Annotated in this window: 19 protein-coding genes and 2 tRNA genes; 15 read left to right on the top strand and 6 right to left on the bottom strand. The window is 35.1% G+C overall.

Annotated elements, in window-relative coordinates; translation table 11 throughout:
- Positions 1–18: 18 nt before the first annotated feature.
- A complete protein-coding gene (locus LF886_RS06390) occupies positions 19–1,671 on the top strand; it encodes a serine hydrolase domain-containing protein (protein ID WP_236853333.1) in 1,653 nt (550 codons plus the stop codon).
- Positions 1,672–1,724: 53 nt separating this feature from the next.
- Here the strand turns inward: LF886_RS06390 and rimM are convergent, their stop codons facing one another.
- The 6 genes from rimM to LF886_RS06360 form a co-directional block, all read right to left on the bottom strand.
- Positions 1,725–2,267: a ribosome maturation factor RimM gene (gene rimM, locus LF886_RS06385; protein WP_236853331.1), complete on the bottom strand. Its 543-nt coding sequence runs from the start codon at positions 2,265–2,267 to the stop codon at positions 1,725–1,727.
- A gap of 14 nt (positions 2,268–2,281) precedes the next feature.
- Complete coding sequence (locus tag LF886_RS06380; protein ID WP_103232972.1) at positions 2,282–2,848, bottom strand: 30S ribosomal protein S16; 567 nt, start codon at positions 2,846–2,848, stop codon at positions 2,282–2,284.
- Between the two features lie 148 nt (positions 2,849–2,996).
- On the bottom strand, positions 2,997–3,515 hold the full coding sequence (locus LF886_RS06375) for a nitroreductase (protein WP_236853329.1): 519 nt from the start codon (positions 3,513–3,515) through the stop codon (positions 2,997–2,999).
- 46 nt (positions 3,516–3,561) lie between these two features.
- A complete protein-coding gene (locus tag LF886_RS06370; protein ID WP_236853327.1) occupies positions 3,562–4,197 on the bottom strand; it encodes a DoxX family membrane protein in 636 nt (211 codons plus the stop codon).
- A 91-nt stretch (positions 4,198–4,288) separates the two neighbouring features.
- Positions 4,289–4,738, bottom strand: a complete 450-nt coding sequence (locus LF886_RS06365; RefSeq protein ID WP_124534489.1) for a hypothetical protein — start codon at positions 4,736–4,738, stop codon at positions 4,289–4,291.
- Between the two features lie 262 nt (positions 4,739–5,000).
- The gene (locus LF886_RS06360) at positions 5,001–5,525 is read right to left on the bottom strand and encodes an SRPBCC family protein (RefSeq protein ID WP_236853325.1); all 525 of its coding nucleotides are present in this window, start codon (positions 5,523–5,525) and stop codon (positions 5,001–5,003) included.
- 216 nt (positions 5,526–5,741) lie between these two features.
- On the opposite strand from LF886_RS06360, the gene LF886_RS06355 reads away from it, so the two are divergent.
- The 14 genes from LF886_RS06355 (at position 5,742) to LF886_RS06290 (ending at position 14,334) form a co-directional block, all read left to right on the top strand.
- Positions 5,742–7,760 (top strand): M3 family metallopeptidase, encoded by a 2,019-nt coding sequence (locus LF886_RS06355; protein ID WP_236853323.1) that lies wholly within the window; start codon positions 5,742–5,744, stop codon positions 7,758–7,760.
- A gap of 14 nt (positions 7,761–7,774) precedes the next feature.
- Positions 7,775–8,188 carry a hypothetical protein gene (locus LF886_RS06350; protein WP_236853322.1) on the top strand — a complete coding sequence of 138 codons (414 nt, stop codon included), beginning with the start codon at positions 7,775–7,777 and terminating at the stop codon, positions 8,186–8,188.
- Between the two features lie 301 nt (positions 8,189–8,489).
- Complete coding sequence (locus tag LF886_RS06345) at positions 8,490–9,488, top strand: tetratricopeptide repeat protein (protein ID WP_236853320.1); 999 nt, start codon at positions 8,490–8,492, stop codon at positions 9,486–9,488.
- Positions 9,489–9,640: 152 nt separating this feature from the next.
- Positions 9,641–10,060 (top strand): DUF1801 domain-containing protein, encoded by a 420-nt coding sequence (locus LF886_RS06340; protein ID WP_236853319.1) that lies wholly within the window; start codon positions 9,641–9,643, stop codon positions 10,058–10,060.
- Positions 10,061–10,098: 38 nt separating this feature from the next.
- Positions 10,099–11,409, top strand: a complete 1,311-nt coding sequence (locus LF886_RS06335; protein ID WP_236853317.1) for a hypothetical protein — start codon at positions 10,099–10,101, stop codon at positions 11,407–11,409.
- A 16-nt stretch (positions 11,410–11,425) separates the two neighbouring features.
- Positions 11,426–11,500 (top strand) — tRNA-Lys (locus LF886_RS06330).
- Positions 11,501–11,504: 4 nt separating this feature from the next.
- A tRNA-Lys gene (locus LF886_RS06325) sits at positions 11,505–11,577 on the top strand.
- Positions 11,578–11,669: 92 nt separating this feature from the next.
- Positions 11,670–12,053: a tetratricopeptide repeat protein gene (locus LF886_RS06320; protein WP_236853315.1), complete on the top strand. Its 384-nt coding sequence runs from the start codon at positions 11,670–11,672 to the stop codon at positions 12,051–12,053.
- A 29-nt stretch (positions 12,054–12,082) separates the two neighbouring features.
- Positions 12,083–12,283: a YqaE/Pmp3 family membrane protein gene (locus tag LF886_RS06315; protein ID WP_228447845.1), complete on the top strand. Its 201-nt coding sequence runs from the start codon at positions 12,083–12,085 to the stop codon at positions 12,281–12,283.
- A gap of 20 nt (positions 12,284–12,303) precedes the next feature.
- A complete protein-coding gene (locus tag LF886_RS06310) occupies positions 12,304–12,765 on the top strand; it encodes a hypothetical protein (protein ID WP_236853313.1) in 462 nt (153 codons plus the stop codon).
- Positions 12,762–13,004, top strand: coding sequence for a hypothetical protein (locus LF886_RS06305; RefSeq protein ID WP_236853311.1), 243 nt, complete (start codon positions 12,762–12,764; stop codon positions 13,002–13,004). Before LF886_RS06310 ends, LF886_RS06305 begins: the two co-directional genes overlap by 4 nt.
- A complete protein-coding gene (locus tag LF886_RS06300) occupies positions 12,968–13,240 on the top strand; it encodes a hypothetical protein (RefSeq protein ID WP_236853309.1) in 273 nt (90 codons plus the stop codon). The genes LF886_RS06305 and LF886_RS06300 overlap by 37 nt, the downstream gene beginning before the upstream one ends.
- A 62-nt stretch (positions 13,241–13,302) precedes the next feature.
- Positions 13,303–13,539, top strand: a complete 237-nt coding sequence (locus tag LF886_RS06295) for a hypothetical protein (protein WP_236853307.1) — start codon at positions 13,303–13,305, stop codon at positions 13,537–13,539.
- Between the two features lie 63 nt (positions 13,540–13,602).
- Positions 13,603–14,334 carry a class I SAM-dependent methyltransferase gene (locus LF886_RS06290; RefSeq protein WP_236853306.1) on the top strand — a complete coding sequence of 244 codons (732 nt, stop codon included), beginning with the start codon at positions 13,603–13,605 and terminating at the stop codon, positions 14,332–14,334.
- Positions 14,335–14,457: the final 123 nt, after the last annotated feature.

Here is a 14,457-nt window from a genome sequence, read left to right as displayed (position 1 = left end):
GTTGAAATACTTCTTTAAATGAAAGCGATCCTATTATCGATCTTTATTCTTACCTGTTCTCTTTATCAGGGACAAATTAAAAATATAGTCAATCCCGAGAAAATTGAATCTCCTGTTCAAAAAACACATTCCGGAAAAGTGGTTTTCCTTACCCAAAATATTGCTCTGGAGAACTTAAAGGATTCGGATCTTATTTCTTCTTCCATATTTCAGGAAAACGGAGATCTTAGTATTCATGCTTTTTTTGAAAATTCACTTGTCAACTACCTTCATCAACTTGAACCCAATTGGACTGTAGATGAACTTCTTAAAAACGGAAATTATCAATTTTCATTTTACGTTGACGGAAAACTGATCTATAAAGAAGATCTCAATACAGGCGCAGGTACTCCGGAAATAAAAAAAATCAAAACAACATTACGAATTCCTCTTATCAGCAGTAAAAACGAAGATTCATGGGGAAGATATCTATGGATGCGTTTTTATATGGCTCACGACGGCATTGATGCCCTGACAGCAGGAAATCACGTTTTAAAAATTGAAATACGTCCTTATCTGAAAGCTTCTACCATAAAAACAGGACCTATTATCTCGGAAGGACAAATCAATCTTACTGTTCCTTCTCAAAATATTTCAGAGAATCAGACTGCTATTCAACCTATCCAGCCTAACAGCGGATGGAAGACTTCTCAGGAAAAAATCAATACTACAATGATCAGAACCCTGAATAAGAAAATTGCAGAAAAAAGGTTCAAAGATGTCACCGGAATTGTTGTTGTAAAAGAGGGAAAATTGCTTCTGGAAGAATATTTTAACGGCTCCGGAAGAGATTCTCTGCAGGATACGCGGTCAGTAGGAAAATCCTTTTCTTCAGCTTTGACCGGGATTGCTATAAAAGATGGGTATTTAAAAGGTGAAAATCAACTGCTGAAGGAATTCTATGATTTAAAACAATTTAAGAATTATTCTTCCCAAAAAGACGATGTTACCATAAAAAGCTTATTGACGATGAGCTCCGGATTTGATGGAAATGACCAAGATTCTGAATCTCCCGGAAATGAAGAAAATATGTATCCTACTGACAACTGGATAAAATTTGTATTAGATCTTCCGATGACCGAGAATACAATAGGAAAAAACTGGAATTATTTCACAGCAGGTGTTGTCGTAACCGGAGATATTTTGGACAAAACGGTTCCTCAGGGATTGGAAAAATATGCAGATAAAAAATTGTTCGGTCCACTTGGAATCACCAATTACAAATGGCAGTTTACTCCTCAGCAAAAACCTTCTCTGGCCGGAGGATTGCGTATGAAAGCCCTCGATTTTGCAAAATTCGGACAACTGTATAAAAATAACGGAGTCTGGAATGGAAAAACAATTTTGAGCACAGACTGGGTTAAGAAGTCATTAACCAATTATTTCGCAGACAATACTGATTTTGAAGGCTATGGATATTTATTCTGGAGAAAGGTATATACGGTTGGCAATAAAAGCTATGAGGCTTTTCAGTGCAGTGGAAATGGAGGAAACAAAATCATTATGTTCACCAAAATTCCTGTTGTCATAGTCATTACGGCACAGGCGTATAACAAACCTTATGCCCACCAACAAACCGACAAAATAGTACAGGAATATCTTTTACCCGCCATCATGATGGGTAATGAATAATAAAATTTTAGATAGAGATGGAAAGATGGGTGAAATTATTGCTTATTGCAAAATTACTCATCTTTCTTAGATGGAACCAGGAATACGTCCATCAAGCCTTCCGGCAGCTGCATTTTAATAATTCTCTCTTCTCTGTCAACCTCCAGAACCCAGTCTTTGATCATGGGAATTACAATTTCTTTTCCTTCAAAATTTAAAATGAAATAAGTCTGCGCCGTCTGATCATTTACAGAACGGATCACACCACAATCATTATCATTTTCGTCAAGGATATTATACCTGATGATTTCGTGGTAGTAGAATTGTTTTCCTGAAAGTTTAGGCAGCGTAGCAAGCGGAAGGTAAACACTTTTACCTAAAACCTGATCTACCAATGCCTCAGAAGAACCTTTGAATGCTAGATTCAGAGCATCAAGTTTGCTCCATGATGATTTTTCAATAAAAAATGGAACCAATAATCCGTTGATTTCAACGAATATTGATTCCAATTTATTGTAAAGCTCGGGTTGGTCGGTATCCAATTTAAGGATCACGTTACCCGCAAGTCCATGTCTGCGTGTGATTTTACCTAAAAAATAGCAATCTTCTTTACGCATAACAGGGTTTGTTTTTAAGCTTCAGTGTTTTCTTCAGTTTCAGCAGCAGGAGCTTCTCCTTCTGTAGCTTCAGCAACAACTTCTTCAGCAGGTGCGTTTGCAGCTTCTTCAGCAGCTTTAGCATCAGCTTCAACTTGTGCAGCAGCAGCAACTCTAGCTTCGTTTACTTTTACTTCAGCATCTAAAGCAGCTTTCTTAGCATCAGCTTTAGCAGTTGCTAAACCTTCTACTTTACCTTGTACTTTAGAGTCTTTAGCGTCTACCCAAGCATTGAATCTTTTTTCAGCTTCAGCTTCATCAAAAGCACCTTTAGCTACACCACCTTGTAAGTGTTTTTTGTAAAGAGCACCTTTGTAAGATAAAATAGCTCTAGCAGTATCAGTAGGCTGAGCACCGTTGTTTAACCACTGTACAGCAGAATCAACGTTCAATTCGATAGTTGCCGGGTTAGTAATTGGGTTGTAAGTTCCTAGTTTTTCGATGAATCTACCATCTCTTCTAGCTCTTGAATCTGCAACCACGATGTGGAAAAAAGGTTTTCCTTTTTTACCGTGTCTTTGTAATCTGATTTTTACTGACATAATGTTTGAATTTTACGGGAACTCGTCCCAGTTAAATATTTAAGAGTGCAAAGATAAATAAAATTTTCAATGTAACAATCTAAAAATATAAGATTTTATCAATTTAAGGATATAATAATCTATAGTCCTCATTTTGAGAATTTCATTGTTATATTGATTCTATTTCTCCCATATAGAAAAGCCCCAGACACTTCTGGTTTTCTTCAATGGTTAGAGAGTCTTTCAGATCATCTACAATTTTAGGGGAACTCCAATAGCAGCCAATATTATTCGCTGTACAGGTAAGATACATATTCTGAACCGCCATTGAAGTAGCTGCGATCTCTTCCCATTCAGGAAGCATTCCGCTAAAGTTGACTACAATAGAGACTACAGCATCTGCTTTATTGATTTTAAAACCGATGTCATTGTATTTTTTTTCCAGGAAAAGCTGCTCCGGCTGGCTCGCCTTATAGATAGCCTGCATTTCTGAAGCCAGTTTTGCTTTTTCTTCTCCTTTGAATATTTTAAAACGCCAAGGTTTTGTACGTTTATGATTGGGAGCTAAAGTCGCTGAATGTAAAATCTCATCAAGAACTTCCTGAGAAATTTCTGCATCTGTATAATCTTTTGGGAAAATACTTCTTCTTTGCTCTATGATTTCTTTTAAAATGGATGCTTTATTCATACCTGCAAATTTACAACATGAAATTCAATCTGTTTCATTTAAAATGTTAAGTATTTACTGCCACTTTATGATTTTTATAAGCTTTGTAATTGCTGATGGCAAAAGTGGTAAGAATAAGTAAAACGAGTGCCTTAAACAGCCATTTTTCATAAGATTCCCCTTTCACGGGATCCAGCATATATAAAGCAATACAACTTACCGCATATACCACTCCTGCAATGATCCAGTTGTACCCGGGATCAGGATATTCTTTTACTGTACTTGCTTTATTGTAATTAAAAATCGGACGTAGTTTATGTTGGTCCCAGATCACCAATACAAGAACAGCCATCATCATTAAGGTGGTTATAACCCAGGTACCTTTAAACGAAAGACTGATGGTAATGATCCATACATTTGTCAGTATGGCAAGAAACATCAATGCGCCCAATGTAGCATAACGCTGCGTCATGAGTAAAATTCCGGCTGTTATCTGAGCCAGTCCTAAAAAATTCCAGTAAAAGCCAGACTGATATAATGCTTCAAAAAAATATCCGATCGGTTCATCTGTTGAAATCCGGGTGAACCTTTCCCCCATCAGCTTTACCAATCCGGACGGGAAAAAAGCAAATCCCACCAGATAGCGCAGGTGTATAATAATCCAATGATTGAACCTGCTGGTCCTTAAGCTGTCAAATTTCATGGGTATATGTTTTGAATCGCAAAGTATTAAATAAAAATAAAACTTCAAATACATTTGAAGCTATATTATGGAGGTCATTCAATATTGATATTTATAATACTTCCACGATCTTTTGGTGGATTTTATTTAAGGTAAATTCATCCCCTGATTTCATTCCCATCATTTTTTTAGCCATGGGGCTTTCGGGAGAGATTGCATAGAACCTGTCTCCTTCGAAAAAGAACTCCCCTAGTGACACGGAAATATAAAACCTTGCTTTATTCGTAATAACCAAAGAGCCAAGCTGCACTCTTTCTGTAGCTGTATTGAGTACTTTTGCCAAATTCCTTTTAAGATCATTCAAAGCTCCCAGCTGTCGCTGCATCTGATAAATCTCCTCCTGCATCTCTTCTCTCATGCTGTCATATTTCGGAGTTTTTTTAATGTCGCGACTGGCTTCCAAGGTAAATTCGATAAAATTTTTAAGCTTTTCAATTTTCTCTTCGATAGCCATTTTCACAAAGTCTCTGATATCACTTTTTTCAAATACAATCTTCTCCATAGAATCGATTCTTTATATAAAGATAATATTTTTAGAATAATATTTCAATAGCTTACTATAAAATAACCTTCCAAAACGTATCATCGCTTTTAAAAATTATTTCCAAACTTAATTTTTTAAAACTAAAGTCAGAGGTAAGGTATTATTATTTTATTTTGATGATAGTGTGATACTAAAGATAAGCGAAACTCTATTCAATCAATGAGATTGGTAAAAAAGAATTGTAATAAAAAAGCCTTGTAAATTGTACAAGGCTTTCATTTTATTTTTCAGCAAGTTTCTTCAGATCCGTTAGTCCCTGGCCAAACATTTTATCCATATTACTGTTCATCATAGGTTTCATAATCTTCATCATGGCGTTCAGCTCATTATCGATCATCCAGGTTACTTTTGTCCCATTACCTTCAGGGGTCAGCACAATATTACTTTTGGCAGTTCCTTCAAAAGGTTTTATAAAACGAAGCTGGGTACCTAGTTTTTCATTGGCTGCAATTTCTGTGATGGTTTGTTCTCCTTCACTGTCATCTCCTTTCCAATGATAAGAATCCCCCATTTGGTCTCCTTTTCCTGAATAAGTGACAGAGAAATTCTTGATTTCTTTAGAAAAAGGATCCCAGGTATTGTATGCTTGTAAAGAGTTTGTATGCTGCCACACTTTTTCCTTCGGAGCATTGATGACGATAGATTTTTCATAATGATAATCTTTACTGAAAGCCAGCATAGCGATTACAGCATAGATGAGAATCAGTACGATGATGGTACCAATAATTTTTAAGAGTGTTTTCATAGTTTATATATTTTATTTAAGGTTATTCATTTTAATGATGACTGTTAAATCTGTTCTCAAAATTAAATATTCCCACATCACTCCTTCTTTCCATATGACAAGATTATTTAAAGATAAGTATTTTTGTCATAAGTTTCCGGTAAGGCATTATTTTTGACCATTTCAGCTGTGATTCCCGATGAATCATTAAATTTACCTTACATAAAAAATCTAAAAATGAATATTTTAACAGAAAAATTTCACACTCCATATCATTCAGCACCATTCACTGACATTAAAAATGAAGATTATCTTCCGGCATTTAAAGAATTGATTCAAAAATCCGAAGCAGAAATTGATGCTATTGTCAACAATCCTGATGCTCCCACTTTCGAAAATGTGATTGAAGCATTAGCCTATTCAGGAGAACAGCTGGATGTCGTTTCCAACATATTTTTCAACTTAAATTCTGCAGAAACCAGCGATGAAATCCAACAGATTGCTCAGGAAGTTTCTCCGATATTAACAGAATATTCTTCAAAAATTTCTCAAAATGAAGCCCTTTTCAACAAAATCAAAAAAGTATATGATGAAAAGGAGAAATATAATCTCAATGAAGAGCAGAAAATGCTTTTGAATGAGACCTACAAAGGTTTTGTAAGAAGCGGAGCGTTATTGAATGACGAAGACAAAGAAAAATTAAAGAAAATCAGCATGGATCTTTCTTTAAAATCTTTACAGTTCGGACAAAATGTACTGGCTTCTACCAATGCTTATTTTAAACATATCACCCATAAAGAAGATCTTGCCGGGATTCCAGAGGCTATCATTGATCAATATGCTGAGGAAGCCAAAGAAAGAAACCTTGAGGGCTGGGTAGTCACTTTGCAGTATCCAAGCTACCTCCCGTTCATGACGTATGCTGAAAACCGTGAATTGAGAAAGGAACTGGCTTTAGCAAATGGTAAAAAATCCTTTGACGGTGGAGAATTCGACAATCAGAATCTTATTAAAGAACTTCTTCATTTAAAACAGCAGAAAGCCGAGCTTATTGGATATAAAAACTATGCAGATTTTGTTCTGGAAGAAAGAATGGCGAAGTCTCCGGTAAAGGTTTTGGATTTTTTAAATGAGCTTTTGACCAAAGCAAAACCTTATGCTGATAAAGAAATCGAAGAATTAAAATCTTTAGCCAAAGCCGATGGAATTGATGAAATACAAGGCTATGACCACGCTTATTATGCTGAAAAACTTCGTAAGGCTAAATTTGATCTTAATGATGAAGAATTAAAACCTTACTTCCCATTACACCAGGTGCAGGATGCTGTATTCGGATTGGCCGGAAAACTTTTCGGACTGACTTTTGAGGAAAGAAATGACATTCCGAAATACCACGAGGATGTAAAAGTATATGAAGTAAAAGAGAACGGAACTTATAAATCTCTTTTATATGTTGATTATTTCCCAAGAAAAGGGAAAAGAGCCGGAGCTTGGATGACCAGCTATAAAAATCAGTACAAGCAAAATGGTGAAAATTCACGCCCGCATATTTCAATTGTCTGCAACTTCAGCAAACCGACAAAAGATACTCCTAGCTTACTAACGTTCCAGGAGGTGACTACTTTGTTCCACGAATTTGGACATGCCCTTCATGGAATGATGGCGGATACTCAATATCCTACGCTATCCGGAACTTCTGTAAAATGGGATTTTGTGGAACTTCCCTCTCAGTTTCTTGAAAATTTCTGCTATGAGCCGGAGTTCTTAAAAACTTTTGCAAAGCATTATAAAACAGGAGAAGTACTTCCTGACGAAAAAATTGAAAGAATTGAGCAGTCTAAAAACTTTATGGAGGGCTACCAAACCTTAAGACAGATAGGTTTCGGGCTTCTGGATATGAATTATCATACGAAAGTTGCAGAACTGGAGAATGAAAGTGTAAAGGCATTTGAGGATAAGTATACAAAAGCGACCACTCTTTATCCATCTAATTCTGAAACGGCCATGAGCCCTAGTTTCTCTCACATTTTCCAGGGTGGATATTCTGCCGGATATTATTCTTACAAATGGGCAGAGGTTTTGGATGCCGATGCATTCCAGTATTTCAAAGAAAACGGAATTTTCAATCCTGAGATTGCCGCTAAGTATAAAGTATTGCTTTCTTCGGGTGGAACCAAAGATCCAATGGAGCTTTATAAAAGTTTCAGAGGTAGTGAGCCGAAAGTGGAGAGTTTGTTGAAAAGAGCATTTGGATAGGATACATTTAAATTATGACAGAGAAAATAAGCATTTTGGAGGCTGTTTTTAATGAATCTTTACAAGCTGCCCTTCACAATATGACTTCTGAAAAGATTGATAAAATACTTGATAACAGAGATTCAGCTGAGTTTTCAGAGGCATGGATGAAAACGTATCAGGCTATTGAAGAAAAATCTGTGGATGAGGAAACAGAGGATAAAATCAGTAATGTCCGAAAGGAGATTTTCATATCGACTTTCAGAACTACCGGGTCTTCAGATTTACCGGCTTATATTTCCGATGATTTCGGTTTGATCTGCTCTTACTATATTCATCAGATTGAAAATACCTGGGTGACTCACTTACTTTTCACTTATCTTAATCATCAGATTCCGCAAGGTGAGTTGATGAAAACGGATAAACCAATGAAAGATTTGATTCAGTAGATCTGAGAAATAAAATATAAAAAGAACAGCAATTGCTGTTCTTTTTTGTTTTTTAACTTTAAGAATTCAAAATTATTACATCGAGATACATTGTTAACCATTTTTCTATTAAATTTGGAGTCAGCTTTATGATGCAATTCACCTTCTGGGTATTGGGAACATCATAAAGTCAAACAAAAAAACTCCATGAAAAAATGCTTAATTCCAACCTTCATTTCGATGATCATCATTGAATTGGTTCATCTCTTAGTTTGAATCACTTGGAAGTAAGTTTTACCCATATAACAAAATGAGTTATTCAATGAAAAATAAATTCAAAATTTTAATTCTAACAGTTCTTTTAACTAACTTTTCTTTTGCTCAAAGTAATAAGGAAGTTGCCTTACAAAAAGGTAATGAAGCCATTAAACTAATGGATAATGGGAAAATTGAAGAAAGTATTATATTGCTTGAAGAAAGTCAGAAATTAGATCCTGAAAACTTTAATTATCCTTATGAAATTGCATATGCAAATTATTTAAAAAAAGATTATAAAAAAGCAATTGAAATTGCTGAGAAATTACAAAACTATAAAGAGGTAAGTGTTCAGCTTTATTCACTTTGGGGAAACTCTTATGATAATCTTAACAACCCTAAAAAAGCGATAGAGATCTACGACGCAGGAATCAAAAAATTTCCCAATAAAGGATTACTATATCTGGAAAAAGGAGTCGTATATGAGTTAGAAAAAGAGTATAATAAAGCGGTTGCTTTTTATCAAAAAGGAATTTCAGTCGATCCCAAATACCCATCAAATTATTATAGAATTGCAAACCTCTATCTTAATTCTGATGATAAAGTTCCTGGTTTAATCTATGGTGAAATCTTTCTCAATCTTGAAAGAACTACTGACAGGACTAGAGAAATGAGTAAAAATTTGTTTGAAGCTTATAAAAATTCAATAGTATTTGAAAACGGGCAGGTGAAAGAACTGAATCTTTGTAAGCAAATGACCATGACTCCAACAGATAAAAAACTCCCCCTATGTTTGATGTTTGGAAAGTGGCTTATTTATGGAATATTAAATTCAAAAGCAAAAGAATTCAACTTAGATTCATTATCTAAAATAAGACAAGATTTATTGAAATCATATTTTGAAAAAGACAGTAAAGATTATCCAAATATACTTTTCGACTACCAAAATCTGATGTCTAAAAACAATATTTTTGATGCCTACAATCATTATTTATTTCAAATCGGAGCCGATGAAGAGTTCTCAAGTTGGCTTCAAAAAATGAAGCTGAATATAATAAATTTGTAGAATGGTATGTTAAAGGTGAAAACAATATTAATCTAAACGAAAGTAACTTTTTCCATTTTATAAACTAAAAAGCGGTTCATCATTAAGCTAAATCAGAACAGGATTAATCATTAATAGTAATATTGCCCAATATTAAATAATTTAAATTTCACATGACCATTCAAGAACAAATCCAAGACTATATCAACAGTCAGCCAGAGCTGAAACGCAATGATATGCTGGAACTGCATAGTATTATTCTGGAGATCAATCCGGCATGTCAATTATGGTTTCTGGATGGCAAAAACAGTGAAAATAAAACCGTTTCCAATCCTAATATCGGATATGGTTTGTATACCCTGAACTATGCTGGTGGAAAAACCAGAGATTTTTATCAGATTGGAATGAGCGCCAATACAACAGGAATCTCAGTGTATATTATGAACATCAAAGATAAAACCTATCTGGCAAAAACCTACGGAGAAAGAATAGGCAAAGCCAGTGTAACCGGATATTGTATTAAATTCAAAACTTTGAAAGATATCAACATTGAAATCCTGAAAGCTGCAATACTGGATGGTATAAAAGCATAAGTACATTTCCTATCAAAATATCTTATAACTTTGTCTTTATGGCCCCTATCGAAACGCTTTATAAAACCTTAGATGAACGCAGACGTCCCGAAGATGTTGCAGAAATGATAGATGAATTGATAAAAATCCATCTATCTGCTCAGGAAAGTGCTGTTTTAAGTAAAGCAACTAATCGCTCGCTGAAAAATAATTTCTATGGCTATACCTCAATGCTTGAATCATTTGGAGAAGCTGTCGGAGCCGGAAAACAGATCAAAAAAGCGACTGAAATCTTTAAGATCAATGAAAAAGAAAATTTCGGGTATAATAATGTGGATGAAATTGAAGCTTTTCTGAAAGAAGTTTCTCCTCTTATTCATAAAGATGTAGGACAAAATGATTTCAGAAAAGATCGTCTTAATAAAGATTTGAGAAAGCTTGCCGGAATGGATATTTCCAAACGGAACTATAATAAAAAATGGAGACTTCTGAAACGAATTGAAATAAGACTTCAAAAGTTTATTCAGGAATCAAAAAAGATAGAATTTCAGAAAATTTCCAAACACGGACTTTCTCATACGATCAGTTTTGAAGATTTTTCCGCTGATATGAACACAGCATGCTTTATTGCATACTTTAATGCACGTAGCAATATGAGAAGTACCTTTACCAATCAAAGTCAGGACAGACCTTTTGATGAGATATGCGACATGCTTTTCAACCGATGCAAACAAAATCCGGAAGGAACAAACTGGTCAGCTATTTCTTATATTTACTCTTCCCAGGAAGTCTTACTGCATCTGACAGATGAGCAAAAAGGAAATCTCTTGGGTAAATGGACGATTATTCTTGAAGAAATTTCAGGATTTCTGGAAACGCTTTGGAATGAAAATGATATTTATAGAAAAACCATGGCGGTCAAAAGAGGAAATGATTCTACCACCTGGAATAATACGGCCGGAGCCTGGAATAAAGCGAGAGATAGCTGGATGAATATGATTTACGCTTTAGGATTGGATTCTGTTCTTGACGATCTTTGTTTTGGAAAAGTAATGCGCCTGATGGCTGCCGATGTCATCGCGTGGCATTTATCAACCGGCGGGAAGATTGATCCCAATACAGAAGTCTGGAATAATGTACCTTTGCCGTGGGAAGTTTTTCAGGAAAGGGTTTTCTGCAATAAAGAAACTATTATCAATGCCTGCACAGAAGCGGGTATAGATCCTGAAAAATCAGGCTGGATTGCACCCAGAATTCATGGGGTAAGCCCTTTCAAGCCAACTCCCGAACTGGTGCATGGTGTAACGGTTTCAAATCCTTTTTTAGCAAAGGTTTTAAGACAGAACAAATACTTTTCAGGAAAAATCTGAAAAACAACAATACAAAGGATAGGTTAGCTCAGTGGCAGAGCACCCGGCTCTTCACCCGGGTTGACGTAGGTTCGAGCCCTGCACCTATCCTGATATCTGATATAGCTCAGTGGCAGAGCATCCGGCTCTTAGACCGGGAGGACACAGGTTCGAGCCCTGTTATCAGACCTGATTGATACAATAATGAATAGGAATCTTCCTCTTCTGGGAAAGCTAAATTTATACAGCATAAGCAATCATCCATTCTGTAATTTTAAATCATGAGCACGATAACATTAAGATTAGAAAACGTAAAAAAACTTCAGGCTAAAAGATGGGATAATGAGGACCATTGGGATACTTTAAATGATCTATTGGTAAAAGAATTAGATGAAATTTTACTTATTGAGCCTGAAAACACTTCAGCATTGATCAATATTGGTGCTATTTATTCCGATATGGGAGAAAATGAAAAAGCTTTGGAATACTTAAGGACAGCTCTGAAGTTAGGTTCGAACGACAAAAATCTATTTGTAAACCTGTCGATCGTACTTATTTATATGGAAAAACACCAGGAAGAATATTTAGAATACCTTGAGGAAGTTGAAGATAAAATTGAGGATCCTCTCACTTTTAAGGCATATTTTGATCCTCAGTCTCATTAAAAATCAGTATTAATTAAAAAGCTATAATCATGTTACTCGCTATTTTACTTCCGTTCTTATCATTTATCATCCGTGGGAAAGTTATCACAGGAATTGTCTGCCTTATTTTACAAATTACTCTGATCGGGTGGCTTCCTGCAGCAATATGGGCAGTTCTTTCTCTAAATAATGAAAGAGCAGATAAACGAAATGACAAACTCATTAAAGCAATGCGTAAAAATCAAAAATAATTTTCCAATTCAAAATAATTATGAGATTTTCGTTTCTATTATTTTTAGTTATGCCATTCTGTGCATTTTCACAGGTAAACACCTGTCCTACTTACACAATACCTGAAGTAAGAGTAAAAAAAACACAGTTTTTTGTAACCCCTGAAAGCAAAATTGAAGAATTAAATTTAAAAAAATTATCAATCAAAGAAAAGATTACACCTACTCTTGTAATAGAATATGATATCAATGGAAATATCGTCAAAGAAACTCAAAACAGTGATTATCAAATGATCACTAAATGTACTTATACTAAAGGAGTTCTTACAGAAAGACAATCTTTATATATTACAGATAAAAATAAAACAGAAGCAGCCAACCAAAAAGCAGAGCGAGAGGCAGAGATAGAGCTGAAAAGAGACGGAATGACCAGTGTAGCCTATGCAAATCCCAACAATACAGAAAGGTTGTATACTGCAACCATCAACGACAAAATCAGGTGACATCTTACCGTTCACAGGAATTTGAATTCAATGGAAAGAATAAAAAACTTACTTCTGACCAAAAAACCGATATTACCTATCAGAATGGTAAAATCTCTACAGTAAAATCACCCAACAGCAGCGAGCAGTATTACTACCAAAACAATATACTGGTAAAAAAGAACAACAAACAACGGATAAATTTCAGGGAGACAAAAAGGTTGTGGAAGAATTCCTATATGATCAGAACAAAAATCTGATCGGCATTCAGTATCAAGAAGAAGCTATAAGAAACGGAGAGAGTATGGGGAAAAGTTCGGGCATTAAGGATCCTGTTATGTATGATCAAAAAAACAGAATAATAAGGTTCGGAGGAAAAGAGCAATTCACTCAATATACCTATGACAATATAGGGAATATGACTTCAATCACAGATTTTTATAAAGATAAAGAAGTGAAAAAAATAGAGTTTTCATATCAAAAAATAATATCATAAAAATTGTAGAAACATCTGGAATTCAAAAATATTATACAGACTACATTTATAAAAACAGTCTTATGACTGAAATGAAAACTTATTCTGATAAAACTCCTATACTTTCGAAAATGGTTTTTGAATATAATAATAAAAATCAGCTAACTAAGGTGAGCAGATTGAGTCCAGTATACGACCGTGAAAAAGGACTGCTCGAAAACAAATTCACAACAGCAAGTGAAACTGAATATGTATATGACGGCAAATTTGTCATCATGAAAAATCAGGGAAAAGAAGCACTGCGTTATAAACTATACTAAAAGTCATTTTTTTGATGGACTCAACTAATATTAAACTTTATAAACAGCTTATGTCTTCTTATTATGAAAGAAAATAAATACGACAATCCGTCATTTTTTGACCAGTACGAAAAAATGCTCCGTTCTCAAATAGGATTGGAAGGAGCCGGAGAATGGCACACCCTGAAAAATATGCTGCCGGACTTTCAGGAAAAAAACGTCCTTGATCTGGGTTGTGGCTTCGGGTGGCACTGCCGCTATGCAATAGAAAATGGGGCAAAATCTGTGATTGGAATCGATCTTTCAGAAAGAATGCTGACAAAAGCTAAAGAAATCAACAATATGGAAGGAATTCAATATGAAAGGAAAGCCCTTGAAGATGTTGATTATCCTGCTGAAAAATTTGATCTCATACTCAGCTCACTCACATTTCATTATGTGGAATCATTCGATACCCTTGCTCAGCATATTTATCAATGGCTATCTCCCGGCGGATCTTTTGTTTTTTCCGTGGAACATCCTGTTTTCACTGCAGAAGGCGGTCAGGATTGGGTATATGACAAAGACGGTCAGAAAACCTGCTGGCCCGTTGACCGATATTTTGTGGAAGGGAAAAGAAACACCACATTTTTAGGGGAAAATGTTATAAAATACCACCGCACATTAACTTCTTATCTGAATACATTATTAAAACATGGCTTTAAAATTAAGGAAGTTATAGAACCAAAGCCTAGTCAGGAGATGCTGAACGAAATTCCGGAGATGAAAGATGAGCTCCGCAGACCCATGATGCTGCTTATTTCTGTTGAAAAATAGCATAAAAACAACTTCATTTTCAGAGCATCCACTTTGATAAATTATGTTTCTTGCTCATATATAATTTGTATTGATAATACTACTGATTAGTATGAAATCCAGAATCACACTTTAAAAACACAA

The organism is Chryseobacterium sp. MEBOG07 (genome assembly GCF_021869745.1).
Taxonomy (GTDB): domain Bacteria; phylum Bacteroidota; class Bacteroidia; order Flavobacteriales; family Weeksellaceae; genus Chryseobacterium; species Chryseobacterium viscerum.
Note: the sequence above shows the minus strand (reverse complement) of the source record. Positions and strands in the feature narration are given on the sequence as shown.